General features: G+C 73.5%; 22 protein-coding genes. 15 read left to right on the forward strand and 7 right to left on the reverse strand.

The window, feature by feature from the left end:
• Nucleotides 1-31: 31 nt before the first annotated feature.
• Complete coding sequence (locus tag H0S66_RS14425; RefSeq protein WP_179615998.1) at nucleotides 32-1,420, reverse strand: aspartate aminotransferase family protein; 1,389 nt, start codon at nucleotides 1,418-1,420, stop codon at nucleotides 32-34.
• Nucleotides 1,421-1,535: 115 nt separating this feature from the next.
• Between H0S66_RS14425 and H0S66_RS14430 the strand changes: the two genes are divergently transcribed.
• The 3 genes from H0S66_RS14430 (at nucleotide 1,536) to H0S66_RS14440 (ending at nucleotide 5,942) form a co-directional block, all read left to right on the forward strand.
• Entirely contained in the window at nucleotides 1,536-3,167 is a 1,632-nt protein-coding gene (locus H0S66_RS14430) for an amidohydrolase (RefSeq protein WP_179615999.1), read from the forward strand.
• 92 nt (nucleotides 3,168-3,259) lie between these two features.
• Nucleotides 3,260-4,708, forward strand: a complete 1,449-nt coding sequence (locus H0S66_RS14435; protein ID WP_179616000.1) for a gamma-aminobutyraldehyde dehydrogenase — start codon at nucleotides 3,260-3,262, stop codon at nucleotides 4,706-4,708.
• Nucleotides 4,709-4,718: 10 nt separating this feature from the next.
• Complete coding sequence (locus tag H0S66_RS14440) at nucleotides 4,719-5,942, forward strand: saccharopine dehydrogenase family protein (protein ID WP_179616001.1); 1,224 nt, start codon at nucleotides 4,719-4,721, stop codon at nucleotides 5,940-5,942.
• Here the strand turns inward: H0S66_RS14440 and H0S66_RS14445 are convergent.
• The gene (locus tag H0S66_RS14445) at nucleotides 5,929-7,785 is read right to left on the reverse strand and encodes an N-acyl-D-amino-acid deacylase family protein (RefSeq protein WP_179616002.1); all 1,857 of its coding nucleotides are present in this window, start codon (nucleotides 7,783-7,785) and stop codon (nucleotides 5,929-5,931) included. The two genes, H0S66_RS14440 and H0S66_RS14445, sit on opposite strands and share 14 nt — an antisense overlap.
• A gap of 64 nt (nucleotides 7,786-7,849) precedes the next feature.
• Here H0S66_RS14445 and gabT point away from each other — a divergent pair, with 64 nt between their 5' ends.
• The 7 genes from gabT (at nucleotide 7,850) to H0S66_RS14480 (ending at nucleotide 15,170) form a co-directional block, all read left to right on the forward strand.
• Nucleotides 7,850-9,196: a 4-aminobutyrate--2-oxoglutarate transaminase gene (gene gabT / locus H0S66_RS14450; RefSeq protein WP_179616003.1), complete on the forward strand. Its 1,347-nt coding sequence runs from the start codon at nucleotides 7,850-7,852 to the stop codon at nucleotides 9,194-9,196.
• A 41-nt stretch (nucleotides 9,197-9,237) separates the two neighbouring features.
• Complete coding sequence (dxr, locus tag H0S66_RS14455; protein WP_179616004.1) at nucleotides 9,238-10,356, forward strand: 1-deoxy-D-xylulose-5-phosphate reductoisomerase; 1,119 nt, start codon at nucleotides 9,238-9,240, stop codon at nucleotides 10,354-10,356.
• Entirely contained in the window at nucleotides 10,353-11,714 is a 1,362-nt protein-coding gene (locus H0S66_RS14460) for a M50 family metallopeptidase (RefSeq protein WP_276509500.1), read from the forward strand. The genes dxr and H0S66_RS14460 overlap by 4 nt, the downstream gene beginning before the upstream one ends.
• A 260-nt stretch (nucleotides 11,715-11,974) precedes the next feature.
• On the forward strand, nucleotides 11,975-12,610 hold the full coding sequence (locus H0S66_RS14465) for a hypothetical protein (RefSeq protein ID WP_180923638.1): 636 nt from the start codon (nucleotides 11,975-11,977) through the stop codon (nucleotides 12,608-12,610).
• Nucleotides 12,611-12,612: 2 nt separating this feature from the next.
• Complete coding sequence (locus H0S66_RS14470) at nucleotides 12,613-12,948, forward strand: hypothetical protein (RefSeq protein ID WP_180923641.1); 336 nt, start codon at nucleotides 12,613-12,615, stop codon at nucleotides 12,946-12,948.
• A gap of 196 nt (nucleotides 12,949-13,144) precedes the next feature.
• Entirely contained in the window at nucleotides 13,145-14,296 is a 1,152-nt protein-coding gene (ispG, locus tag H0S66_RS14475; RefSeq protein WP_179616006.1) for a flavodoxin-dependent (E)-4-hydroxy-3-methylbut-2-enyl-diphosphate synthase, read from the forward strand.
• A gap of 28 nt (nucleotides 14,297-14,324) precedes the next feature.
• Nucleotides 14,325-15,170, forward strand: coding sequence for a GNAT family N-acetyltransferase (locus H0S66_RS14480; protein WP_179616007.1), 846 nt, complete (start codon nucleotides 14,325-14,327; stop codon nucleotides 15,168-15,170).
• 6 nt (nucleotides 15,171-15,176) lie between these two features.
• Here the strand turns inward: H0S66_RS14480 and H0S66_RS14485 are convergent, their stop codons facing one another.
• From H0S66_RS14485 to H0S66_RS14495, 3 genes are all read right to left on the reverse strand, one after another.
• Nucleotides 15,177-16,160, reverse strand: a complete 984-nt coding sequence (locus H0S66_RS14485) for a hypothetical protein (protein WP_179616008.1) — start codon at nucleotides 16,158-16,160, stop codon at nucleotides 15,177-15,179.
• Between the two features lie 92 nt (nucleotides 16,161-16,252).
• On the reverse strand, nucleotides 16,253-17,287 hold the full coding sequence (locus H0S66_RS14490; protein ID WP_179616009.1) for a hypothetical protein: 1,035 nt from the start codon (nucleotides 17,285-17,287) through the stop codon (nucleotides 16,253-16,255).
• Nucleotides 17,284-18,270: a hypothetical protein gene (locus H0S66_RS14495; protein WP_179616010.1), complete on the reverse strand. Its 987-nt coding sequence runs from the start codon at nucleotides 18,268-18,270 to the stop codon at nucleotides 17,284-17,286. Before H0S66_RS14495 ends, H0S66_RS14490 begins: the two co-directional genes overlap by 4 nt.
• A gap of 147 nt (nucleotides 18,271-18,417) precedes the next feature.
• Between H0S66_RS14495 and H0S66_RS14500 the strand changes: the two genes are divergently transcribed.
• From H0S66_RS14500 to H0S66_RS14515, 5 genes are all read left to right on the forward strand, one after another.
• Nucleotides 18,418-20,217, forward strand: a complete 1,800-nt coding sequence (locus H0S66_RS14500) for a proline--tRNA ligase (RefSeq protein ID WP_246305156.1) — start codon at nucleotides 18,418-18,420, stop codon at nucleotides 20,215-20,217.
• Complete coding sequence (locus tag H0S66_RS14505; protein ID WP_258016930.1) at nucleotides 20,214-20,828, forward strand: HAD family hydrolase; 615 nt, start codon at nucleotides 20,214-20,216, stop codon at nucleotides 20,826-20,828. Before H0S66_RS14500 ends, H0S66_RS14505 begins: the two co-directional genes overlap by 4 nt.
• 18 nt (nucleotides 20,829-20,846) lie before the next feature.
• On the forward strand, nucleotides 20,847-20,972 hold the full coding sequence (locus H0S66_RS20610; protein ID WP_258016931.1) for a hypothetical protein: 126 nt from the start codon (nucleotides 20,847-20,849) through the stop codon (nucleotides 20,970-20,972).
• Between the two features lie 54 nt (nucleotides 20,973-21,026).
• Nucleotides 21,027-21,791: a class I SAM-dependent methyltransferase gene (locus H0S66_RS14510; RefSeq protein ID WP_179616011.1), complete on the forward strand. Its 765-nt coding sequence runs from the start codon at nucleotides 21,027-21,029 to the stop codon at nucleotides 21,789-21,791.
• 137 nt (nucleotides 21,792-21,928) lie between these two features.
• Nucleotides 21,929-22,858 (forward strand): zinc metalloprotease, encoded by a 930-nt coding sequence (locus H0S66_RS14515; RefSeq protein ID WP_179616012.1) that lies wholly within the window; start codon nucleotides 21,929-21,931, stop codon nucleotides 22,856-22,858.
• 209 nt (nucleotides 22,859-23,067) lie between these two features.
• Here the strand turns inward: H0S66_RS14515 and H0S66_RS14520 are convergent, their stop codons facing one another.
• Together H0S66_RS14520 and H0S66_RS14525 are read right to left on the reverse strand one after the other, a co-directional pair.
• On the reverse strand, nucleotides 23,068-23,493 hold the full coding sequence (locus H0S66_RS14520) for a DUF4439 domain-containing protein (RefSeq protein ID WP_179616013.1): 426 nt from the start codon (nucleotides 23,491-23,493) through the stop codon (nucleotides 23,068-23,070).
• Nucleotides 23,490-24,026 carry a hypothetical protein gene (locus tag H0S66_RS14525; protein ID WP_179616014.1) on the reverse strand — a complete coding sequence of 179 codons (537 nt, stop codon included), beginning with the start codon at nucleotides 24,024-24,026 and terminating at the stop codon, nucleotides 23,490-23,492. The genes H0S66_RS14520 and H0S66_RS14525 overlap by 4 nt, the downstream gene beginning before the upstream one ends.
• Between the last annotated feature and the right edge of the window lie 61 nt (nucleotides 24,027-24,087).

The raw sequence follows: 24,087 nt of genomic DNA on the forward strand, positions 1-24,087 counted from the left end.
TGCGCCGGGTCGACGCGAGATGTGCGCCGGGTCAGACGAGGGTGCCGGCCTTGTCGAGGACCACGCGCAGGATCTGCTCCATCTCGTCGAACTGGGCCTGGTCGCAGATGAGCGGGGGAGCGAGCTGGACGACCGGGTCGCCGCGGTCGTCGGCGCGGCAGTACAGGCCCTCGGCGAAGAGCTGCTTGGAGACGAAGCCGTAGAGCAGCCGCTCGCACTCCTCGTGGGTGAAGGACTCCTTGGTGGCCTTGTCCTTGACCAGCTCGATGCCGTAGAAGAACCCGTCGCCGCGCACGTCGCCGACGATCGGCAGGTCCTTGAGCCGCTCGAGGGTGGCGCGGAAGGCGCCCTCGTTGTCGCGCACGTGCTCGAGCACGCGCTCCTCCTCGAAGATCTGCAGGTTCCTCAGCCCGACCGCGGTGGAGACCGGGTGGCCGCCGAAGGTGTAGCCGTGCGCGAACGACTCGGCGCCGTGCAGGAACGGCTCCATCAGCCGGTCGGAGGCGATCATCGCGCCCAGCGGCGAGTAGCCGGAGGTCAGGCCCTTGGCGCAGGTGATCATGTCGGGCTGGTAGCCGTAGCGCTCGGCGCCGAACATGTGGCCCAGGCGGCCGAAGGCGCAGATCACCTCGTCGGAGACCAGCAGCACGTCGTGCTCGTCGCAGATCTCGCGCACCCGCTGGAAGTAGCCCGGGGGCGGCGGGAAGCAGCCGCCGGCGTTCTGCACCGGCTCGAGGAAGACCGCGGCCACGGTGTCGGCGCCCTCGTTCTCGATGGCGATGCCGATCTGGTCGGCGGCCCAGCGACCGAAGGCCTCGGGGTCGCTGCCGTCGAGGAAGCCGCCGGTCATCTCGTCGGCGCGGTAGGCGTTGGTGTTGGGCACCCGGAAGGTGGAGGGCACCAGCGGCTCGAACTGCGCCTTGAGCCCCGGCAGCCCGGTGATCGACAGGGCGCCCTGCGTGGTGCCGTGGTAGGCGATCGCGCGGCTGATGACCTTGTGCTTCATCGGCTTGCCGGTGAGCTTGAAGTAGTTCTTGGCCAGCTTCCAGGCGGTCTCGACGGCCTCGCCGCCGCCGCTGGTGAAGAAGACCCGGTTGAGGTCGCCGGGGGCGTGCCCCGCGATCTTCTCGGCCAGCTGAATGGCGGTCGGGTGCGCGTAGGACCACAGCGGGTGGAAGGCCAGCTCCGCGGCCTGCTTGGCCGCGGTCTCGGCGAGGTCGGTGCGACCGTGACCGAGCTGGCTGACGAAGAGGCCGGCCAGGCCGTCGAGGTAGCGGCGGCCCTTGGCGTCCCAGATGTAGGCGCCCTCGCCGCGCACGATGACGGGGACGTCGGACTCGTCGTACTGCCCGTGGCGGGTGAAGTGCATCCACAGGTGGTCCTTGGCGGCCTGCTGCAGGTGGTCGTAGTCCGGGTGCATGTGCCCATCGTGCGCTGCCGCACCGGGCTGGGGCAAGTGAATCGGTGGTGAATTGCGCCAAACGACACGAAATCAGTCGTCGTGACCGACTGGCTCGGCTCTGATAGAAAGTCGCATGACCTCCACCGTCTTCCGTCGCGGCACCCTCTTCGACGGCCACCGGTACGTCGGTCCGGCCGAGGTGCTCGTGAAGTCCGGGCGGGTCGCGGCGCTCGCGGTTGGCGACGAGGAGCGGCTCACGGTGCCCGCCGGCGCGCAGGAGGTCGACCTCGGCGGCGGCCTCCTGGCACCGGGCTTCGTCGACGCCCACGTGCACGCCGTCCAGGGCGGCCTCGAGCGCACCCGCTGCGACCTGAGCGGGATGAGCACCCGCGAGGAGTACCTCGTGCAGGTCGACCGCTACGCCCGGGCCCGTCCCGACCGGGAGTGGATCCTCGGCGGCGGCTGGGCGATGGCCGCCTTCCCGGGCGGCGCCCCCAGCGCCGCCGACCTCGACACCGTCGTCGCCGACCGGCCCGTGCTGCTGCCCAACCGCGACCACCACGGCGCCTGGGTCAACACCCGCGCCCTCGAGCTGGCCGGCATCGACCGGCACACGCCCGACCCGCCGCACGGGCGCATCGAGCGCGACGCCGACGGTCGCCCCACCGGCACCCTGCACGAGGGCGCGATGGAGCTGGTGACCCGGCTGCTGCCCCCGGTCACCGAGGCCGAGCTCGACGACGCCCTCGCGGCCGGTCAGTCCTACCTGCACTCGCTGGGGGTCACCGCGTGGCAGGACGCGATCGTCGGGGCCTACGCCGGGATGGACGACCCGGGACCCACCTACCGCCGTGCCGCCGAGCGCGGCCTGCTGAGCGCCCACGTGGTGGGCGCGCTGTGGTGGGACCGCGAGCGCGGCGTCGAGCAGGTCGCCGACCTGGTCGAGCGGCGCGCGGCGTACACGCACGGGCGCTTCCGGGCCACCAGCGCCAAGATCATGCAGGACGGGGTGGCCGAGAACGCCACGGCCGCACTCGGGGCGCCGTACCTCGACCGCTGCGGGCACGCCACCGACAACGCCGGTCACTCCTTCCTGGCGCCGTCGGCGCTCGCGGAGGCGGTCGGCGCCCTGGTCGCGGCGCGCTTCCAGGTGCACGTGCACGCCATCGGCGACCGCGGCGTGCGCGAGGCCCTCGACGCCTTCGAGGCGACCGGCCCCGACGTGCACGACCTGCGCCACCACCTGGCCCACCTCCAGCTCGTGCACCCCGACGACCTGGCCCGCTTCGCCGCCGTCGGCGTCGCGGCCAACATCCAGGCGCTGTGGGCCTGCCTCGACGACCAGATGGTCGAGCTGACGCTGCCGTTCCTGGGCGCCGAGCGCGCCACCTGGCAGTACCCCTTCGGCGGGCTGCACCGCGCGGGCGCCCGGCTGGTGGCCGGCAGCGACTGGCCGGTCAGCACCCCCGACCCGCTGGCCGCCCTGCACGTCGCGGTCAACCGGTGGGCGCTGGGGGAGCCGGGGCGGGGCGGCTCGGAGCCGTTCCTGCCCGAGCAGGCGCTCGACCTCGCGACCGCGATGGCCGCCGCCACCTCGGGCAGCGCCTGGGTCTGCCACCGCGACGACGCCGGCGTGGTGCGGCCCGGGGCCGTGGCCGACCTGGTGGTGCTCGACCGCGACCCCTTCGCCGCGCCGCCCGCGGAGGTCGGCGAGGCCCGGGTGGTCTCGACCTGGGTGGACGGCGTGCCGGTCCACGGAGGGTGAGAAGGGCCGGGTCGAGGGTCGGCGACGACTGATTCCGTGCTGCTCGTCGGCACCCACTACAGATTCCGCAGCGGAGTCACTACAGTCCGAGCATGGCGGACACCACCTTCCAGAACGTGATCAACGGCCGGCTCGTCGACAGCGCGTCGGGAGCGACGTACGACGTCATCGACCCGACCACCGGTGAGGTCTACGCCCAGGCGCCGGCCTCGGGCCAGGAGGACGTCGACCGCGCGTACGCCGCCGCCGACGCGGCCTTCGAGGGCTGGGGCTGGCGGAGCACCCCGCAGGACCGGGCCCGGGCGCTGCTGCGCATCGCCGACGCGATCGAGGAGCGGGTCGAGGAGATCAACGCGGTCGAGTGCCGCGACACCGGCAAGCCGCTGGGGCTGACCATGGACGAGGAGATGCCCTACGCCTCCGACCACTTCCGCTTCTTCGCCGGCGCGGCGCGGGTGCTGGAGGGGCGCTCGGCCGGGGAGTACATGGCCGAGCACACCTCGTGGGTGCGTCGCGAGCCGATCGGGGTCGTGGGCCAGGTGACGCCGTGGAACTACCCGCTGCTGATGATGATCTGGAAGATCGCCCCGGCGCTGGCCGCCGGCAACACCGTCGTGCTCAAGCCCAGCGACACGACCCCGGCCTCCTCGACCCTGCTCGCCGAGATCTGCCAGGAGCACCTGCCGCCGGGCGTGCTCAACGTGGTCTGCGGCGACCGCGACACCGGTCGGGCCCTGGTCGCGCACCCGACGCCGCAGATGGTCGCGATCACCGGCTCGGTGCGCGCGGGCATGGAGGTCGCGGGCACCGCGGCCGCCGACCTCAAGAAGGTGCACCTCGAGCTCGGGGGCAAGGCTCCGGTGATCGTCTTCGACGACGCCGACGTCGCCGCGGCCGCCGAGGGCATCGCCGGGGCCGGCCTCTTCAACGCCGGCCAGGACTGCACCGCGGCCACCCGGGTGCTGGTCGCGCCCGGCATCCACGACGAGTTCGTCGCCGCGCTCGCCGAGGCCGCGCAGGGGATGCCGACCGGGATGCCCGACGCCGAGGGCGTCTACTACGGCCCGCTCAACAACGCCACCCAGCTCGCCCACGTCAGCGGGATGGTCGAGCGGCTGCCCGACCACGCGCGCCTCGTCACCGGCGGCACCCGCCAGGGCAGCGCGGGCTACTTCTACGAGCCCACCGTCGTCTCCGGGCTGCGCCAGGACGACGAGCAGGTGCAGACCGAGATCTTCGGCCCGGTGATGACGGTGCAGAGGTTCAGCGACGAGGCCGAGGCGCTGCGCTGGGCCAACGGCGTGCAGTACGGCCTCGCCTCGAGCGTGTGGACCGCCGACCACGCCCGCGCGATGCGGGTCTCGCGCCGCCTCGACTTCGGTGCGGTGTGGATCAACACCCACATCCCCTTCGTCTCCGAGATGCCCCACGGCGGCTTCAAGCACTCGGGCTACGGCAAGGACCTGTCGATGTACGGGCTGGAGGACTACACGCGCATCAAGCACGTGATGTCCTACATCGGCCCGGAGCAGGGGCAGTGAGCGCCCGCTGATGAGGATCCTGCTCGTCGGGGCCGGCGGCGTCGGCTCGGCCTTCTGCGCGATCGCGGCACGCCGCGACTTCTTCGAGACCGTCGTGGTCACCGACTACTCCCTCGAGCGCGCCGAGCGGGCCGCGGCGACCGACGCCCGGTACGTCGCCGCGCAGCTCGACGCCTCCTCGGCCGAGGCCGTCGCCGCGCTGTGCCGCGAGCACGCGATCACGCACGTGATGAACGCGGTCGACCCGGTCTTCGACATGCCGGTCTTCGAGGGCGCGTTCGCCGCGGGGGCCGACTACCTCGACATGGCGATGTCGCTCTCGCGCCCGCACCCGGAGTCGCCGTACGAGAAGACGGGCGTGAAGCTCGGCGACGAGCAGCTCGCGGTGGCCGGTGAGTGGGAGGCGGCGGGCCGCCTGGCCCTGGTGGGCATCGGCGTCGAGCCGGGCCTCTCCGACGTCCTCGCCAGGTACGCCGCCGACCACCTCTTCAGCGAGATCGACGAGCTCGGCACCCGCGACGGAGCCAACCTCGTGGTCACCGACGAGGACGGCGACGAGGTCTTCGCGCCGTCGTTCTCGATGTGGACCACGATCGAGGAGTGCCTCAACCCGCCGGTGGTGTGGGAGGACGGCGCCTGGCACACCACTGCGCCCTTCAGCGAGCCGGAGGTCTTCGACTTCCCCGAGGGCATCGGCCCGGTCGAGTGCGTCAACGTCGAGCACGAGGAGGTGCTGCTGATGCCGCGCTGGATCGAGTGCCGGCGCGCGACCTTCAAGTACGGCCTCGGCGAGGAGATGATCGGCATCCTCAAGGTGCTGCACCAGCTCGGCCTGGACTCCACCGAACCCGTGCGGGTCAAGGCCGCCTCCGGCGGGCACTGCGAGGTGAGCCCGCGCGACGTCGTCGCTGCGGTGCTGCCCGACCCCGCGGGCATCGGCCCGAGGATGACCGGCAAGACCTGCGCGGGGGTGTGGGTCACCGGGCGCGGCACGGACGGCGAGCCGCGCTCGACGTACCTCTACCACGTGGTCGACAACGAGTGGACGATGCGCGAGTACGGCCACCAGTGCGTGGTCTGGCAGACCGCGGTCAACCCCGTGGTCGCCCTCGAGCTGCTGGCCACCGGGGTGTGGAAGGGCGCGGGCGTGCTGGGCCCCGAGGCCTTCGACGCGGTGCCGTTCCTCGACCTGCTGAGCGCCTACGGGAGCCCGTGGGGGATCAGGGAGATGTGAGCAGGGGTGTGGCGCTCGCAGGAGCGCTCCCGACCGGCGGCTGGGGGGCATCGGTCGGGAGCGCGGCCCTGTCGGTGCGCCCGGCGCGCAGGAAGCGGCCCGTGCGCTGGCGACCCAGGACGTGGGTCGGCGCCCCGTCACGGAAGACCACCCGGCCGCCCACCATCACCAGCGGCACCGTCGCGTCGTTGCGGTTGACCATGCGCGACAGGCCGTCGTACTGCTCGACCGGCGCCTCGGCGTACTCCTCGAGCGAGGCGTCGAGACGCGTGGGGTCGAGCACCAGCAGGTCGGCCCGGTTGCCGACGCGCAGGTGGCCGGCGTCGACGCCGTACCAGTCAGCGAGCTCGCCGGTCAGGCGGTGCACGGCCTGCTCGGGGGTCAGGAACGGCCGGCCGGCGCGGTCGGCGTCGCGCACGTGCTTGAGCAGGCGCAGCCCGAAGTTGTAGAAGGCCATGTTGCGCAGGTGGGCGCCGGCGTCGGAGAAGCCCATCTGCACCCCTGGCGACTGCGCCATCCGGCGCAGCACCTTCGGGCGGTGGTTGGAGATGGTGGTGCGCCAGCGGATCGCGGTGCCGTGCTCGAGCACCAGGTCGAGGAACGCGTCGACGGGGTGGAGCCCGCCGCGCTCGACGCCGACCTGGCCGAACGACTTCCCGACCACCGAGGCGTCGGGGCAGGCCACGATCTCGGCGTCGAAGAAGTCGCGGTGCCAGACCCGCGGGCCGTACCTGGAGTCGTAGTCCTTGCGGAAGCGGCGGCGGTAGTCCTCGTCGCGCAGCAGCTCGTTGCGCGCGACCTCCTCGGCCAGGTGCAGCGCCGCGGCGCCGGAGCCGAACTCCTCGAAGATCACCAGGTCGATGCCGTCGGCGTACACCTCGAACGGCACCGGCAGGTGCTGCCAGCGGAAGTCGGCGCCGGCCCGGTTGACCGCACCCGACAGCCCACGCATCAGGTGGATGATGAAGGGGATCGCCTTGATGTCGGCGGCCGAGAGCAGGCTGGTCTTGAGCGGCGCCCGGCCGGTCGCGCCACGGCCCCAGCCGATCGAGTGCAGCGCCTGCAGCAGGATCGTGTGCGGGTGCGAGGCGTCGGGCCCGGCCTGCAGGGCGCGCCCGCGGCGGCGCAGGATCTCGCGCAGCCCGCGCATCTCGCGGCCCCGGGCGTACGTCGAGGGCAGCGTGCGCGAGCGGCAGGTGTCGCCGTCGAGCTTGTCGAAGAGCAGCTGCTGCGCCGACATGCCCACGAAGCCGGCGTCGAGCGCCTCGTCGAGCATCCGCTCCATCCGGGCCTGCTCGAGCCGGGTGGGGCGCACCTCGGGGCGGGTGGCGCGGTCCAGCCCCATCGTGGCGGTGCGGATGTCGGAGTGGCCGATGAAGGCGGCGAGGTTGGGCCCCAGGGGGCGGGCCTCGAGCGCGGCGACGTACTCCTCGGCGCTCGACCAGTCCTTGGCCGCGCCGACCGAGCGGATCACGTGGCGCCGGGGGATGGCCTCGACCCGGCCGAAGAGGTCGCCGGCGTCGACGGGGTCGACGTGGACGGTGGAGAGCGAGCAGGAGCCGAGGAGGATCGTGGTGACCCCGTGGCGCAGCGACTCGGGCAGGTGCGGGTCGTCGAGCACCTCGACGTCGTAGTGGGTATGGATGTCGACCATCCCTGGCAGCACCCAGCGCCCCGCGGCGTCGACGACCTCGGGACAGCCCGTCTCGTCGAGCGGCTCCTCGCTGACCGTGACCACGACGCCGCCGCGGATGCCGAGGTGGCGCACCGCCGAGGGGGCGCCGGTGCCGTCGAACCAGCGACCGCCACGGACGATGGCGTCGTACATCGGGAAGTCCGTCATGTCTGAATGGTCCGCGCCGGACCGCCTCTCGTCAAACGGCTGTCTGGTCTCCTAGGCTGTCCCCATGAACAGCACACCGTCCGCCGGAGGGCCATCGCTGCCGCAGGTCCGCCGCCTCGTCACCGAGATCCCCGGACCTCTTTCGCTCAAACACCTCGAGCGCAAGAAGTCCTTCGTCGCCGACGGTGTCGGCACCGCCCTGCCGGTCTTCGTGACCGCCGCCGGTGGGGGCGTGCTCGTCGACGTCGACGGCAACTCGCTGATCGACCTCGGCTCCGGCATCGCGGTCACCTCGGTCGGCAACGCCGCCCCGGCCGTGGTGCGCAACGTGCACGCGCAGGTCGACGCCTTCACCCACACCTGCTTCATGGTCACGCCCTACGAGGGGTACGTCGACGTCTGCGAGGCGCTGGCCCGGCTCACCCCCGGCGAGCACGCCAAGAAGTCGGCGCTGTTCAACTCGGGCGCCGAGGCGGTCGAGAACGCGGTCAAGATCGCCCGCGTCGCGACCGGCAAGGATGCCGTGGTCGTCTTCGACCACGCCTACCACGGGCGCACCAACCTCACGATGGCGATGACGGCCAAGAACATGCCCTACAAGCACGGCTTCGGGCCGTTCGCCGGCGAGGTCTACCGCGCACCGGTCTCCTACCCGCTGCGTGACGGGCTGTCGGGCCCCGAGGCCGCCGCCCGGGCCATCGACGTGATCGACAAGCAGGTCGGTGCGACCAACCTGGCCTGCGTGGTCATCGAGCCGGTGCTCGGCGAGGGCGGCTTCGTGGTGCCCGCCCCGGGCTTCCTGCCGGCGCTGCGCGAGTGGTGCACGGCCCACGACGTGCTGCTGGTCGCCGACGAGATCCAGTCGGGCTTCTGCCGCACCGGCGACTGGTTCGCCTGCGACGACGAGGGCGTCGTGCCCGACCTGGTCACCAGCGCCAAGGGCATCGCCGGCGGCCTGCCGCTGGCCGCGGTCACCGGCCGCGCCGAGCTGATGGACGCCGTGCACGCCGGTGGTCTCGGCGGCACCTACGGCGGCAACCCGATCGCCTGCGCGGCGGCGCTGGGCGCCATCGAGGAGATGGAGCGCGGCGACCTCGCCACCCGGGCCCGCGAGATCGAGGCGCTGGTGCGTCGCCGGCTCGAGGCGCTCGCCGCCGACCACCCGGTCGTCGCCGAGGTGCGCGGGCGCGGCGCGATGATGGCGATCGAGCTGTGCGAGCCGGGCACCACCACTCCCGACGCCGCGCGCGCCGCGGCAGCGTCGGCGTACTGCCACGCGCACGGGGTGGTCACCCTGACCTGCGGCACCTGGGGCAACGTCTTCCGCTTCCTGCCGCCGCTCACGATCTCCGACGAGCTGCTCGAGGAGGCCTTCGACGTGGTCGCGGAGGCGTTCGCCGCCACCGCGTGACCGGGGCGGGTGCCGTCGCGCCCGGCTGCGAGGATGACCGGGTGAGCCAGTCAGCAGCGCAGCGTCGCGACGTCGTCATCCTCGGGTCGACCGGGTCGATCGGCACCCAGGCCCTCGACATCGTGCGGGCCAACCCCGACCGGTTCCGGGTGGTGGGGATGAGCGCCGGCGGCTCGCAGCCCGAGCTGTTCGAGCAGCAGGTCGCCGAGCTCGCGCCGGCGTACTCCGGTCTGGGGGAGGAGGCCTCGGTCGAGGCCGCCTCCATGGAGTGCGACGTCGTGCTCAACGGCATCACCGGCGCCGTGGGCCTGCGCCCCACGCTCGCCGCGCTCGAGGCCGGCACCACCCTGGCGCTGGCCAACAAGGAGTCGCTGATCATGGCCGGCCCGCTGGTGCTCGAGCGCGCCCGGCCCGGCCAGATCGTGCCCGTCGACTCCGAGCACTCCGCGATCGCCCAGTGCCTGCGCGGCGGGGCGCCCGACGAGGTGCGCAGGCTGGTGCTGACCGCCAGCGGCGGCCCGTTCCGCGGACGCACCCGTGAGCAGCTGGGCGACGTACGCGTCGAGGACGCGCTGGCGCACCCGACCTGGTCGATGGGGCCCGTGGTGACCATCAACTCGGCGACCCTGGTCAACAAGGGGCTCGAGGTGATCGAGGCGCACCTGCTCTTCGGAATCGGCTTCGACCGGATCGAGGTCGTGGTGCACCCCACGAGCGTCGTGCACTCGATGGTCGAGTTCGTCGACGGCTCGACGCTGGTGCAGGCCAGCCCGCCGACCATGCACATCCCGATCGCGCTGGGCCTGGCGTGGCCCGACCGGGTGCCCGACGCCGCGCCCGCCGTCGACTGGAGCCGGCCCGAGACCTGGGAGTTCCACCCGCTCGACGACGAGGCGTTCCCGGCGGTCGCGCTGGCCCGCGAGGCGGGGGAGCGCGGCGGCACCGCTCCGTGCGTCTACAACGCCGCCAACGAGGTGTGCGTGCAGGCCTTCCGCGACGGCCGGCTGCCGTTCGTGCGGATCGTCGAGATGGTGCAGGCGGTGGTGCGGGCCCACGACGTAGGCTCGACGCAGCACCTCACCCTCGACGACGTGCTCGCGGCCGACGCCTGGGCGCGCGAGGCGGCCGCCGACCTGATCCGGCAAGGAAGCCCCGCATGACCGCCCTGCTCTACCTCCTCGGCGTGGTCCTCTTCGTCGGCGCGATCCTGGTCTCGATCGGGCTCCACGAGCTGGGCCACATGATCCCGGCCAAGAAGTTCGGCGGGAAGGTCACCCAGTACTTCATCGGCTTCGGCCCGACCGTGTGGAGCAGGCAGGTCGGCGAGACCGAGTACGGCGTCAAGGCGATCCCGCTCGGCGGCTACGTCAAGATCGTCGGCATGCTGCCGCCCGGGGCCGAGCAGCTCGGGGAGACCGTCGTCGACGCCGACGGCAACACCGCCACGATGGTGCGCAAGTCCAACACCGGCATGTTCACCCAGCTCATCTCGGATGCCCGCGCGGCCGAGTGGGAGCTGGTGCAGCACGAGGACGAGGACCGGCTCTTCTACAAGATGGCCTCGTGGAAGAAGATCGTGGTGATGGCCGGCGGGCCGTCGGTCAACATCCTCATCGCCTTCCTGCTCTTCCTCGGCATCTACGCCACCTACGGCCAGCGCACCATCGAGCCGGACGCCGGCGCGCCGGTCATCGACTCGGTGTCGGTCTGCGTCATCCCCTACGAGGAGGGCGCGCGCGAGTGCGAGCCCAGCGACCCGCGCAGCCCGGCGTACGAGGCGGGGCTGCGGCCCGGTGACACCGTCACCTCGTTCAACGGGGTCAGCGTCACCGGGTGGGACCAGCTGCGCACGCTGATCCGCGACAACGCCGGCGGCGAGGCCGTCATCGGCTACGAGCGCGACGGCGAGCAGCTCAGCGGCACCACCTCGACCACGGTGCAGGCGCGGCCCACCTCCGAGACCGACGTGACGCTGACCCAGGTCGGCTTCCTCGGGGTCACCCCCACCTCGCACCTCGAGGTGGTGCGCGGCGGGCCGATCTTCACGCTCCAGCAGATGGGCGAGATGGCCAAGGACACCGTCACCGCGCTGGTGACGCTGCCGGTCAAGGTCTTCGACGTCGCCAAGGCCATCGTGGGCCTGGAGGAGCGCGCCGCCGACAGCCCGATCTCGATCGTCGGTGGCGGCCGGATCGCCGGCGAGGTCACCTCCGCCGAGTCGTTCCCGCTCATGGAGAAGTCGGTCTTCCTGCTCTCGCTGATCGCCGGCTTCAACTTCTTCATCGGCGTCTTCAACTTCGTGCCGCTGCTGCCCCTCGACGGCGGCCACATCGCCAGCGCCGCCTGGGAGTGGATCCGCCGAGGCTGGGCCCGGCTGCGCCGCCGCCCCGACCCCGGCTACGTCGACGCCGCCAAGCTGCTGCCCGTCGCCTACGTCGTGGCCTCCGCCCTGCTGGTGATGGGCGTCGTGCTGATCGTCGCCGACCTCGTCGTCCCGATGAGCCTCGGCATCCAGTAGCCCCAGGCGCGCGGGGGAGCGGTGAGCTGGCAACCGAACAGCTGGTAGCGCCGGTTGCTGACTCACCGCTGGCCGGCGGTGGAGCGGGTGGGCGGTGAGGCAGCAGCCGTCCGGTGGCTCCATCTGGTTGCCAGCTCACCGCTCCCGGGGCCGGCCGCGAGCGCGCCGAGCGGGGTGCACAGGCCGCCGGTCGGGTACGTCGTTCCACAGGGGTGCTCGGGAGAGGCCCGCACGAGCGCGGCGCCGACCAGCCTCCGAGGGTGCGAGAGATCCCAGAGCCGTTGCGGTCCGGCCCCTTCACGCGAGCCCAGGCCCTCGAGACCGGCGTGAGCAGCAGGATGCTGCAGGGCCAGCGCTTCGTCCGCGTGCACCCCGGTGTCTGGAAGTGCCGCGACTCGATCCTGACCTGGGACCAGGCACTGCTGGCCGCCCGGCTCGCTCTTCCCGAGCGTGCGCACCCCACGGCCGAGACCCGCCTCCGGATGCTGGGGCTCGACACCGGCGTGGCTCGCCCGTTCCGCTTCGTCGTGGAGGGCGACCACCACCTGGCGCTCGACGGGATCTTCCTGCACCGCACCCCGCACCTGCCGCCGCTCGACGGGGACGGCGTGACGCCTGCTGCGGCCTTCATCGCCTTGTGCGCGAGGGCCCGCGTCGCCGACGCCATCCGGGTGGGGGACTGGCTCCTGCACCGAGACCACATGAGCCTCGAGGAGCTGGTGGGGCTCGCGCTGTCGGCGCCGTGGCGCGACGGGGCTCACGAGGCAGTCTGGGTCAGCCACCACCTCGACGGGCGCAGCCGGTCGCTGCCCGAGTCCGAGCTGCGCGCGGTCGTGGTGTTCGCCGGGCTCCCCACACACCCGAGCCCAACGGTGAGATGGAGCTCGACGGGGTGACGGTGATCGCTGACCTCTGGTTCGGCGCGTGGTCGACCGCGGTCGAGTACGAGGGCGCGCAGCACCAGGAGGATCGCGCCGTCTACGTCGCCGACCTCGACCGCTACCACCTCTTCCGCGGTCACGGGATCGGCTACGTGCAGGTGACGAAGGAACGGCTGCGCCACGCCCGCACGCTCGTCGGCACGATCCACCGCGCGAGCTCCTGGCCCACGGCTACGACGGACCCCCGCCCGACGTGGGCCCCGGGTTCGCGCTGCTCTGGCAACGGCTCTCGCGCCAGGTGGGGCCGCGTCGCGAACGGTCCCGCGGTCGGCGTACGGGCCTCGGGGCGGTGAGCTGACAACCGTCTGCCGGCGACTTTCGGTTGCTGGCTCACCGCCCCTCCGAGTCCCGCGTCCGCGGCGGTGCGTCGGCAACCGACCGGCTCCGGCATCCGGTTGCCAGCTCACCGCCCCACCCCGGCGGGCCGGGCGCAGACCGACGTCCCGCCCGTATGACGTCCGGTGGGGGCGCGGTGAGTAGCCTGGCCCCATGACCGAGATCAACCTGGGCATGCCCGCTGCGCCTCCGCCGGTGCTGGCCCCGCGCCGCCAGACCCGCCAGATCCAGGTCGGGAAGGTGGGGGTGGGCAGCGACCACCCGATCTCGGTGCAGTCGATGACCACGACGCTGACCTCCGACATCAACGCGACGCTGCAGCAGATCGCCGAGCTGACCGCGAGCGGCTGCGACATCGTGCGGGTGGCCTGCCCCAGCCAGGACGACGCCGACGCGCTGCCGGCGATCGCGCAGAAGAGCCAGATCCCGGTCATCGCCGACATCCACTTCCAGCCCAAGTACGTCTACGCCGCTATCGAGGCGGGCTGCGCGGCGGTGCGGGTCAACCCCGGCAACATCCGCAAGTTCGACGACCAGGTCAAGGAGATCGCCAAGGCGGCCCAGGACCACGGCACCTCGATCCGCATCGGCGTCAACGCCGGCAGCCTCGACAAGCGCCTGCTGGAGAAGTACGGCAAGGCCACCCCCGAGGCGCTGGTGGAGTCGGCGAAGTGGGAGGCCGGGCTCTTCGAGGAGCACGGCTTCCGCGACTTCAAGATCTCGGTCAAGCACAACGACCCGGTCGTGATGGTGCGGGCCTACGAGATGCTGGCCGCCGAGGGCGACTGGCCGCTGCACCTCGGTGTCACCGAGGCGGGCCCGGCCTTCCAGGGCACCATCAAGTCCTCGGTCGCCTTCGGCCACCTGCTCAGCCAGGGCATCGGCGACACGATCCGGGTCAGCCTCAGCGCCCCGCCGGTCGAGGAGGTCAAGGTCGGCCTGCAGATCCTGGAGTCGCTCAACCTCAAGCCGCGCCGTCTCGAGATCGTCTCGTGCCCCTCGTGCGGGCGCGCCCAGGTCGACGTCTACAAGCTCGCCGACGAGGTGACCGCCGGACTCGAGGGCCTCGAGGTGCCGCTGCGCGTCGCGGTCATGGGTTGCGTCGTCAACGGCCCCGGCGAGGCCCGCGAGGCCGACCTCGGCGTGGCCTCCGGCAACGGCAAGGGCCAGATCTTCGTCAAGGGCGAGGTGATCAAGACCGTGCCCGAGTCGAAGATCGTCGAGACCCTCATCGAGGAGGCCATGCGCATCGCCGAGGGCATGGAGAGCGTCGACGGCTCCTCGGCCGAGATCTCCGTCGGCTGATCGCCCGGCCACACGTAGGCTCGGTCACGTGCTGACCACCCGCCACGGCGTCCGAGCCCTCGGCGCCGCCGACCTGGCGGACTTCCTCGCGCTCAGCGACCTCGACCCGGTGGTCAACGTCTTCGTCGACCACCGCGCCCGCTCCACCAACCTCGAGCCGCGCTGGCTCGGCGGCGAGGTCTGGGGCCGGTACGCCGACGGGAGGCTGGTCGCTGCCTGCCACGTCGGCGCGAACCTGGTGCCGGTCAACGCGACCCCCGACGACGCCCGCGCCTTCGCCGAGCGGGCCCTGACCCGCAGCCGCACGGTCTCCACGATCGTGGGCCCCCACGAAGCGGTCCGGGCCTTCTGGCAGGCGGTCTCGGGGGCCTGGGGCCCGCCGCGCGACACCCGCTGGCGCCAGCCCCACCTGGAGCTGTCGGGCCCGCCGGCGGTCGCCGCCGACCCGCGGGTGCGTCGTACGACCCGCGAGGACATGGAGCTGCTCTACCCCGCGTGCGTGGCGATGTACACCGAGGAGGTGGGGCTCTCGCCCGAGGCCGGGGGAGGGGCCGACCTCTACCGGGCCCGGGTGGCCCAGCTGGTCAGCCGCGGCTGGTCCTTCGCCCGCTTCGACGGCGGCCGGCTGGTCTTCAAGGCCGAGGTCGCCTGTACCTCCCCGCACGCCGCGCAGATCCAGGGCGTCTGGGTCGCCCCGGACCGTCGCGGCGAGGGCCTGGCGGTGGCGGGCATGGCCGCGGTGGCCGAGACGGTGCGCCGCGAGGTCGCCCCGACGGTCTCGCTCTACGTCAACGAGTGGAACACCGCGGCGCGCAACGCCTACCGCGCCGTCGGCTTCACCGAGACCGCCCGGTTCTCGACCGTCATGTTCTGAGCGACCTCACAGGAGCGGCGAGCCGGGCTGCAGCCGCCAGGCGAGCTCGCACTTCTCGAGCTCGCAGCGCACCAGCCCCGAGCTGTCGGCGGTGTAGGTCCGCAGCAGCAGGGCGTCGGCGTCCTCGAAGTCGATCGAGCCGAAGAACCCGTCGACGCGGTAGCGGGCGACCCGGTCACCGGCGGTGGTGCGCACCCAGGTCGTGAAGGGGCCGATGCCGTCGCTGAGCAGGTCGATCGTGGCCACGCTCGCCCCACCGGGGGCCACGGCCGTGACCCGCTCGGTGCACGAGCGCCACAGCCGGGTGCCGGGGTCGCTGAGGGTGCGCAGCACCGAGCAGCCGCCGCGGTAGGGGTCCCTGGTGTAGACCGCGAGCAGGTCCTCGTCGAGGTCGGCGTGGTAGCCGGGCCGCTTCGAGACCCGCTCCCCGGAGTCCGTGGCGAGGTCCCACAGGACGGTGCGCCGGGGCGGGAAGGTGGCGAAGACCACCCGGCCCTGCCCGGTGCCGTCGGTGTCGAGGACGTCGGCGAAGCCCTTGACCTTGCGCACCCCGAGCTGGTCGCCGGTCCGCGGGTCGTAGGCCCTGATCGTCGAGGCACGCGCCCGGAAGCGGTGGTGCACCACGGTGAGCACGCTGCCGTCGCCGCCGAGCACCGCGTCGTCGTTGCGCAGGTCGGCCACGACCTGGACCGTCGAGCCGTCCGGGCGCACGAACCGGACCTGGGCGGTCCTGCTGCGGGTCATCCGGAGCAGGTAGCCGTCGGCGGTCTCGCCGAGCAGCTGGAGGTGGCGGCCGCGCACCCGGATCCGCAGGTCGCCGTCGATGATGCGGCGGCCCTCGAGGTGGGGCAGGGCGGAGCTCGGCCCGCGCTCGAGGGCGGCGGGGTCGATGCGCACGGCGGCGGCAGCGGCAGGTGCGACGCCGAGAGCGGGCAGGGCGAGGCCTCCGAGCAGGAGGCCCACGGCGAGGAGGCGGGGCAGACGGGACATGGCGTGTCCTCTCGGTCGGGACGTGCTCTCACAGGTGGGACGCACCCACCGGCCGAAAAGTTGTCACCGGCTCCGAGGACCGGGTCCTCGGCTCAGCGTGGAGGTCGTGACGTCAGGTCGGTCGCCAGCTCGCAGTGCGTGCCGCTGCAACGCACCACCGCCCCGACCCCGTCGGCCTCGACGCCGAGCAGGACCGTGTGCTCGTCCTCGAGGTGCACGAGGCCGGTGCCGCTGCCGCCACGGACGCGGTAGCGCGCCAGCTGCTCGCCCGCCTCGCCGATGAGCCGGAAGTCGTGCCCCCGCCCCCACTCGTCACCGGTCAGCAGGTGGGCGCCGCTGGGTGAGAGTGCCCGGGGGACGTCGCCGGCGCACCTGCTCCACGCGACCTGCCGGGGGTCCGAGACCGTGGACATCTCCAGGCACTGCTCGCCGTCGCGCCGCGGGGTGCGCACCAGGACGTCGCGCCGCAGGTCGGCGAGACCGGCCGGTCCGCGCACCACCCGACGCAGCTCCCCGCTGCTGGGCGTCCAGACGAGCACCTGCCCGGGCCGCCCGGGCGGCTCGGTGCTCAGGACCACCGCGTCGGTGGTGACGTCGAGCGGCTGCAGGGTCTGCTGCGAGCGGAGCCTGGCCACGACGCTGCCGTCGACGGTCGAGAGCAGGGTGAGCCGGGTGCTGGCGCCACGGCCGCGCAGCCGCATCAGCACCACCCGGCCCTCGTCACCCAGGACGAAGTCGCGCGAGGCCAGGCCGTAGGTGCCGAGGGTGCGGCGGCTGCCGTCGGCTCCGAGGACCCGCAGCGTGGTGCGGCCCCCTGACGCACCGGTGACCAGGTAGCCGCCCTCGACCACGCCCAGCAGGTCGGGCTGGCGGCCGGGGATCCGCACCCGGACCGGCCCGTGCTGGACGGTGCGGTGGCGCCGGTAGGCGATCGTGGTGTCGGGGCCGCGCTCGAGGGTGGAGAGGTCGACGACGGTGGGCCGGTCCGAGGCCGGGGGCGCCGCGGCGGGGCCGGATCCGCCCGCGACCGGGCCGGCGCCGAGGCCCGCGACCAGGCCCGCGACCAGGCCGGCTGCGACCCCGTTCCGGCGACGCGTCGTACGTCGACGCCCGCTCGCGCCGGTCACCAGGTCTCCCCGGCGCCCAGGTCGGAGGCCAGCTCGCAACGGGGTCCGTCGCAGCGCACCACCGCCGACGCCTTCGCGGTGGAGGTGTCGAGCAGGAGGGTGTCGGCGTCCTCGAAGAAGGCACGCGGGAAGTACCCCGAGCGCAGCCGGTAGCGCCCGGTCTCCGCACCGGCGACCGTGTGCACCGCCACCTCCGAGGGGCCCAGGCCGTCGGTCAGCAGGTGGATGGTGGCGACGTGGCTGCCGTCCGGCGAGAACTCCACCACCCCCTCCTCGCACGAGCGCCACAGCGCGGTGCCCGGGTCCGAGAGGGTGCTCACCACCGAGCAACCGCCCTCGTAGGGGTCGCCGGTCAGGACCGCGAGCCGGTCGGCGGCCAGGTCGGCGGCGTAGCCCGCCCGGGCACTGACCCGCCGGCTGGTGCCGGTGGCCGGGTCCCAGGCGACCACGGGCCCGCGGTCGCCGGAGTGCACGACCGTGGTCGCGTCGGCGTCGAGCACGGATTCGTAGCCGCGGCGCTCGACCGACCCGGTGCGCACCCCGCTGGTGCTGTCGTAGGCCCGCAGCAGGGTGCGTCCCGCGCTGTAGCGGTACAGCGCCGTCACCACCCGGGTGCCGTCGCCGGAGAGCATCGCGGTCTCCTGCTCGTAGACCGGGAGGATCTTGCGCGAGCCCTTCTCGGGCGTCACCGCGCGCACCTGCGCCCGGCCGCCGCGGTGCACCACCACGACGTAGCGCCCGTCGGGACGGGTGCCGAGCAGGCGCAGCTGCTGGCCGCGCACCCTCGTGGAGCGGGCGCCGTCGACGACCCGGTCCCCGTCGACGTACGCCGCCGCCGCGTCGGCGCCGCGCTCGAGACGCTCGAGGCGGATCGTGGTCGGCGGGGGTGCCTCCGCCCCGCCGGCGGCGACCGCGGCGGGCAGGAGGCTGGTGGTGAGGGCCCCCAGGGCCAGGGACGCGAGGGTGCTGGTCAGACGGCTCATGGTGGTCCTCCGAGACGTGGGACCCCCGCGGTCGGAGGGTCCGGTGACAGGGAGACGCGGCCCGCGGGCGAAAGGTTGCGTGCCGCCGGGCGCGGGGGCCGCAAACCGGTGCGCGGACCGGGACCCGCTCGCCGTACCCTTGCGCCCATGACTGCCTCGACGCGGAGCTCTGCCCGGATCCTGCGGATGTCCCAGCTGTTCGTCCGGACCCTGCGCGACGACCCGGCCGACGCCGAGGTGCCCAGCCACCGCCTGCTGGTGCGCGCCGGCTACATCCGCCGCGCCGCGCCCGGCATCTACACCTGGCTGCCGCTGGGGCTGCGGGTGCTGCGCAACATCGAGGCGATCGTGCGCGAGGAGATGGACTCCATCGGCGCCCAGGAGCTCAGCTTCCCGGCGCTGCTGCCCCGCGAGCCCTACGAGGCCACCGGGCGCTGGACCGAGTACGGCGACGGGATCTTCCGGCTCAAGGACCGCAAGGACGCCGACTACCTGCTCGGGCCCACCCACGAGGAGATGTTCACCCTCGTGGTCAAGGACCTGTACAACTCCTACAAGGACCTGCCGCTCTCGATCTACCAGATCCAGACGAAGTACCGCGACGAGGCGCGCCCGCGCGCCGGGCTGCTGCGCGGGCGCGAGTTCACGATGAAGGACTCCTACTCCTTCGACGTCGACGACGCCGGCCTCGACGAGAGCTACCAGCTGCACCGCGACGCCTACGTGCGCATCTTCGACCGTCTCGGCTTCGAGTACGTCGTGGTGAAGGCGACGTCGGGCGCGATGGGCGGCTCCCGCTCGGAGGAGTTCCTGGCCAAGGCCGAGGTCGGCGAGGACACCTACGTCAGCTGCACGACCTGCGACTACGCCGCCAACGTCGAGGCCGTCGAGGTGCGGGCCCCCCAGCCCCTCGCGTACGACGACGCCCCGGCCGCCCACGCCGAGCAGACGCCCGCGACCCCCACCATCGAGACCCTCGTCGACCACCTCAACGCCGAGCACCCCCGCTCGGACCGGGCGTGGACGGCCGCCGACACCCTCAAGAACGTGCTGGTGCAGCTGCGCCACCCCACGGGCGAGCGCGAGGCGCTGGCCATCGGCGTGCCCGGTGACCGCGAGGTCGACCTCAAGCGGCTCGAGGGCCAGCTCGAGCCGATCGAGGTCGAGCCGATGGACGAGGTCACGCTCAAGGAGCACCCCGCGCTGGTCAAGGGCTACATCGGCCCCGGCGTGCTGGGCGAGGAGAGCGCCTCGGGCATCCGCTACCTGGTCGACCCCCGCGTGGTCGAGGGCACCCGCTGGGTCACCGGCGCCGACGTCGAGGGCAGCCACGTCCTCGACCTGGTGGCCGGGCGCGACTTCACCCCCGACGGCACCATCGAGGCCGCCGACGTGCGCGAGGGCGACTCGTGCCCGCGCTGCGACGACGGGACCCTGCAGACCTCGCGCGGCATCGAGATGGGCCACATCTTCCAGCTCGGGCGCAAGTACGCCGAGGCGCTCGACCTCAAGGTGCTCGACGAGAACGGCAAGCTGGTCACGGTCACGATGGGCTCCTACGGCATCGGCGTGACCCGCGCGGTCGCGGCGGTGGCCGAGGGCACCCTCGACGAGATCGGGCTGTCGTGGCCGCGCAACGTGGCGCCGGCCGACGTGCACCTGGTCGCGGCCGGCAAGGACGAGTCGATCCTCGCCGCCGCCGAGCGGATCGCCCACGAGCTGGCCGAGGCCGGCGTCGAGGTCCTGTACGACGACCGGGTCGGCAAGGTCAGCCCCGGCGTGAAGTTCAAGGACGCCGAGCTGATCGGCGTCCCGACCATCGTCGTGGTGGGCCGCGGACTGGCCGAGACCGGCGAGGTCGAGGTCAAGGACCGCCGGAGCGGGGAGAAGACCGCGGTCGCCGCCGACCACGTGGTCTCGCACCTGGTCGACCTCGTGCGCCGGTGAGCCGGGGCGTGCCGCGCGGGTCGGGGGTCGAGGCCGTCATCTTCGACTGGGGCGGCACGCTCACGCAGTGGCACGACGTCGACTTCCACGCCGAGTCGCTCGCGCTCGCCGGTGCCGTGCGCCGCACCCCCAGCACCGCCGACGACGCCCTGCTCGACGGGCAGGACGGGCACGGCGAGCACGCCGCCCGGTTGCTCGGCGCGGGCGAGGTGGTGTGGGGGCGCAGCCGCGACCACCAGCGCAGCGCCACGATCGCGGACCTCTTCGAGGAGGCCGGCCTCGACCACGACCCCGACCTGCTCGCCGCGTACCACGAGTTCTGGGAGCCGCACACCACGACCGATGCCGAGGTGCGGCCGTTGTGGGAGGCGCTGCGGGCCGACGGGCTGCGGGTCGGCGTCCTCTCCAACACGCTGTGGCCGCGCGAGTGGCACGTGGGGTTCTTCGAGCGCGACGGCGTGTACGACCTCGTCGACGGCGACGTCTACTCCAGCGAGATCGCGTGGACCAAGCCCTCCCCGCACGCCTTCGCCGCCGCCATGGCTGCCGTGGGCGTCGACGACCCGGCGCGCTGCGTCTACGTCGGCGACCGGCTCTTCGACGACGTCTAGGGCGCCCAGCAGGCCGGCATGCGGGCCATCCACGTCCCGCACAGCCGGATCCCCCGCGGCCAGGTCGGGCACACCGAGGGCGTGCCGGACGCCGTGGCGCACCGCCTCGCGGACGTCCACGACATCGTCTCCGCCTGGCGCTGAGGACGCCGGGCGACACGCCCTGGGCCCTGGCCGTGTTGTGGTAGGCGTGGAGGCATGGGAGACCAGCGCCCGCGCACGACCGGGCCCGCCCGCGGGCTCGACTTCGGCTCCGTCGCCTCCGACTACGAGCGGTTCCGGCTCGAGTACCCCCTCGAGCTGGTGGACGTCGTGCACCGGTACGCCGGACGCCCGCCGCGCCGGGCCCTGGAGGTCGGCGCCGGCACGGGCAAGGCCACGCGGCTCTTCGCGGGCGGGGCGACGGCGGTGACGGCCCTGGAGCCCGACCCCGACATGGCCGCCCTCCTCGTGGAGCGCACGAGCGGGCTGCGGGTGCGGACGCTGGTCTCGACCTTCGAGGCGTTCGCGGCGGACGAGCCCTTCGATCTCGTGTACGCCGCGGCCGCCTGGCACTGGACCGACCCGGCGAGCCGCTGGGCCCGGGCGGTCCGGCTGCTCGCGCCGGGCGGGGTGCTCGCCCTCTTCCGTCGGCGCTCGGTGATCAGCGAGCCCGCCCTGCGGGCAGCCGTCGACGCCGTGGAACGCGAGGTGCTGCCGGCCGCCGACCCGGCGGCACTGCACCCCTGGTCGGTCGCCGACATGGAGGCCGCTCCCGGGCTCACCGACACCGTCCAGCGTGACCTCGGCGCGGTCGGGACGGTCGAGAGCGACGCCTACGTGGGGCGGCTCGCGACCGTGTCGGCGTACCTGCTGCTCGGCCCGAGCGAGCGCGCGGCCGCCCTCTCCCGCGTCCGTGAGGTGCTGCCGGACCGGCTCGAGGTCGACTCCACGCTCGAGCTCGCCATGGCCCGGCGGCTCTGAGGGCCCGCTGACTTCTGCAGGTTCGTGCAGTGCACGAAGTGGAGGCGACGCAGGCCTCCTCGACCCCGCCTTCGTGGTCCACGATCAGCGCACCCGCCGCCCACCAGCGGCTCCGCACCGATCGAAGGAACCCACCCATGGCCCTGTCGTCCCGCCTCCCCGCCACGCTCCTCGCGCTGGCCGTCACCGGGCTCGCCGCGCCCGCGGCGGCCCAGGTGCCGCTCGACACCCTGACCCCGAGCGCCGTGGAGTGCGTCGAGGGCGGCCACGACGACACCGACGCCGCACGCGGCGGCCCGCACGGCACCGACCACCGCGAGGTGTCGCTGCGCGAGCAGCGGCGCATCGAGCGCCAGACGGACCGGCGGCTCGCCCGGCGGGGTGACCGGCCCGGCACGGCGGCCCGAGCCGGCGCCACGATCCCGGTCTACGTGCACGTGATGCGCGACTCCGCCGGTGGCGGCGACGTCAGCGACAGCGCCATCAGCCAGCAGGTCGACGTGCTCAACCGCAGCTTCGCGGGCCAGAAGTCCGCGACCGCGACCGACACCGGGTTCCGCTTCACCCTCGCCGGCATCGACCGGTTCGACAACACCAGCTGGCACCAGGACAAGCAGTCGTCGAGCTACCGGCGCCAGACCCGCCAGGGCGGTGCCGACGCGCTGAACATCTGGCTCGTCGACTTCGCCTACCTCGGCGTCGCGACCTTCCCGTGGGACTACGCCCGCAACGGCGCGATCGACGGCATCCGGGTCAACTACACGACCCTGCCGGGTGGCTCGGCGACCAACTACGCCGCCGGCGAGACCGCCACCCACGAGGCCGGCCACTGGCTCGGGCTCTACCACACCTTCCAGGGCGGCTGCACGAGCAGCAACGACCTGGTGGCCGACACCCCGGCGCAGTCGAGCTCGACGACCGGGTGCCCGGCCGGGCGCGACTCCTGCACGCTGCCGGGGCTCGACCCGATCCACAACTTCATGGACTACAGCTACGACGACTGCTACCTGGAGTTCACCCCCGGCCAGGCGCAGCGCGCCGACGACGCCTTCGCCGCCTACCGGTGAGCGCCCGCCGGTCGCAGACCTGCAGGTTGTTGCATTGCAGGTTTGTGAGGAGCCGGGTGGCGCCTGGCGGCCCCTCCCACGGGGCATGATCCTGGTGTCAGGAGCGCCGGGCCCCCCAGCACGGCGCTCCTGACGCCCCGCCTTGCGGGGGAGATCTCGGGACTCCCTCGCAGGCGACCGGGGTCCCCGGCGGAAGGGGGCGGTGCGGCTCAGGCCCCGCCCACCCCGGGCAGCGGCTCGGCCGCACCCCCGAAGGCCAGCACCGTCACCGCCGTCTCGGCCAGCAGCTCGACGGCGGCCCGGCGCCGCGGGCCCGAGGTCGCCGCGACCAGGGCGGCGTACGTCGCGGCGCAGCGCTGCTCCAGCAGTGCCGCGGTCGCCGACACCTCCTCGGGCGAGCCCACCGGGCCGGGCGCCTCGTACGCCGCCCGGGTGCCGACGGGTCGCACGCCCAGGCCGCGCAGCTCGACCTCGAGCGCGTCGCGGCGGGCCCGGTGCTCGGTCCAGGCCAGCGAGACGCGCTCGTAGAGCTCGGGGGTGGCCGACAGCGAGGTGGCCGCGCCGAGGGTGCCGTAGACGTGCACGGCGGCGTGCTCGGCGGCCAGGACGTCCTGGAGGGCCTCGACGGTGCTCATCGCCCGACTCCGGTGGGGGAGACGGTGGCGAGCTGCACCTGCTGCTGGGCCACCCCGGCGGCGACGGCCGCGACCAGGCGGGCCAGTGCCCCGCTCTCGGCGTCGACCGCGTGGGTCACCAGCCGGCGCCGTGCGGTCTCCTCGCGCCGGCGCACCGCCTCCAGCGCGGCCACGGGGCGCCCGGGCACCCGGGTGCGGCCGCGGGGCCCGGGGTCGTCGGCGCCGGTGGCCAGCACCGCCTCGAGCTGGGCGCGGTGCACCCGCAGGGCGGGGGCGAGCGGGGCGCGCAGCGAGCGGTGGCGGGTGCGCGTGGCCTCCAGCAGGGCGACCAGGGCGCCCACCTCGCCCAGGACCCCGGCCACGACCACCAGGTCGGGGTCGTCGCTCGTGTCCGTCGTGGCGGCGGGGGAGGCGCCGGGTGTGAGATCGGTCGCGGGGTCGTCGGTGCAGGCGGCCAGCAGCGCCGGCAGCGGGACGCCCATCGCGACGGCGCGCAGCGCCGTACGACGCGTCGCGGAGGGCTCGTGGGGCACCGCCCGACCCTAGCCGCCGGGCTCGCGCGCAGCGCTGGTGCCCGGCTCGGCCGTTGCGTGC

Origin of the sequence: Nocardioides marinisabuli, assembly GCF_013466785.1 — a bacterium.
In the GTDB taxonomy this organism is placed as follows: Bacteria; Actinomycetota; Actinomycetes; order Propionibacteriales; family Nocardioidaceae; genus Nocardioides; species Nocardioides marinisabuli.

Coding starts and splice junctions, on each gene's coding strand:
- H0S66_RS14425 (WP_179615998.1), bottom strand. CDS start 1,420: ATGCACCCGGACTACGACCACCTGCAGCAGGCCGCCAAGGACCACCTG.
- H0S66_RS14430 (WP_179615999.1), top strand. CDS start 1,536: ATGACCTCCACCGTCTTCCGTCGCGGCACCCTCTTCGACGGCCACCGG.
- H0S66_RS14435 (WP_179616000.1), top strand. CDS start 3,260: ATGGCGGACACCACCTTCCAGAACGTGATCAACGGCCGGCTCGTCGAC.
- H0S66_RS14440 (WP_179616001.1), top strand. CDS start 4,719: ATGAGGATCCTGCTCGTCGGGGCCGGCGGCGTCGGCTCGGCCTTCTGC.
- H0S66_RS14445 (WP_179616002.1), bottom strand. CDS start 7,785: ATGACGGACTTCCCGATGTACGACGCCATCGTCCGTGGCGGTCGCTGG.
- gabT (WP_179616003.1), top strand. CDS start 7,850: ATGAACAGCACACCGTCCGCCGGAGGGCCATCGCTGCCGCAGGTCCGC.
- H0S66_RS14460 (WP_276509500.1), top strand. CDS start 10,353: ATGACCGCCCTGCTCTACCTCCTCGGCGTGGTCCTCTTCGTCGGCGCG.
- ispG (WP_179616006.1), top strand. CDS start 13,145: ATGACCGAGATCAACCTGGGCATGCCCGCTGCGCCTCCGCCGGTGCTG.
- H0S66_RS14485 (WP_179616008.1), bottom strand. CDS start 16,160: ATGTCCCGTCTGCCCCGCCTCCTCGCCGTGGGCCTCCTGCTCGGAGGC.
- H0S66_RS14495 (WP_179616010.1), bottom strand. CDS start 18,270: ATGAGCCGTCTGACCAGCACCCTCGCGTCCCTGGCCCTGGGGGCCCTC.
- H0S66_RS14500 (WP_246305156.1), top strand. CDS start 18,418: ATGACTGCCTCGACGCGGAGCTCTGCCCGGATCCTGCGGATGTCCCAG.
- H0S66_RS20610 (WP_258016931.1), top strand. CDS start 20,847: ATGCGGGCCATCCACGTCCCGCACAGCCGGATCCCCCGCGGCCAGGTC.
- H0S66_RS14510 (WP_179616011.1), top strand. CDS start 21,027: ATGGGAGACCAGCGCCCGCGCACGACCGGGCCCGCCCGCGGGCTCGAC.
- H0S66_RS14515 (WP_179616012.1), top strand. CDS start 21,929: ATGGCCCTGTCGTCCCGCCTCCCCGCCACGCTCCTCGCGCTGGCCGTC.
- H0S66_RS14520 (WP_179616013.1), bottom strand. CDS start 23,493: ATGAGCACCGTCGAGGCCCTCCAGGACGTCCTGGCCGCCGAGCACGCC.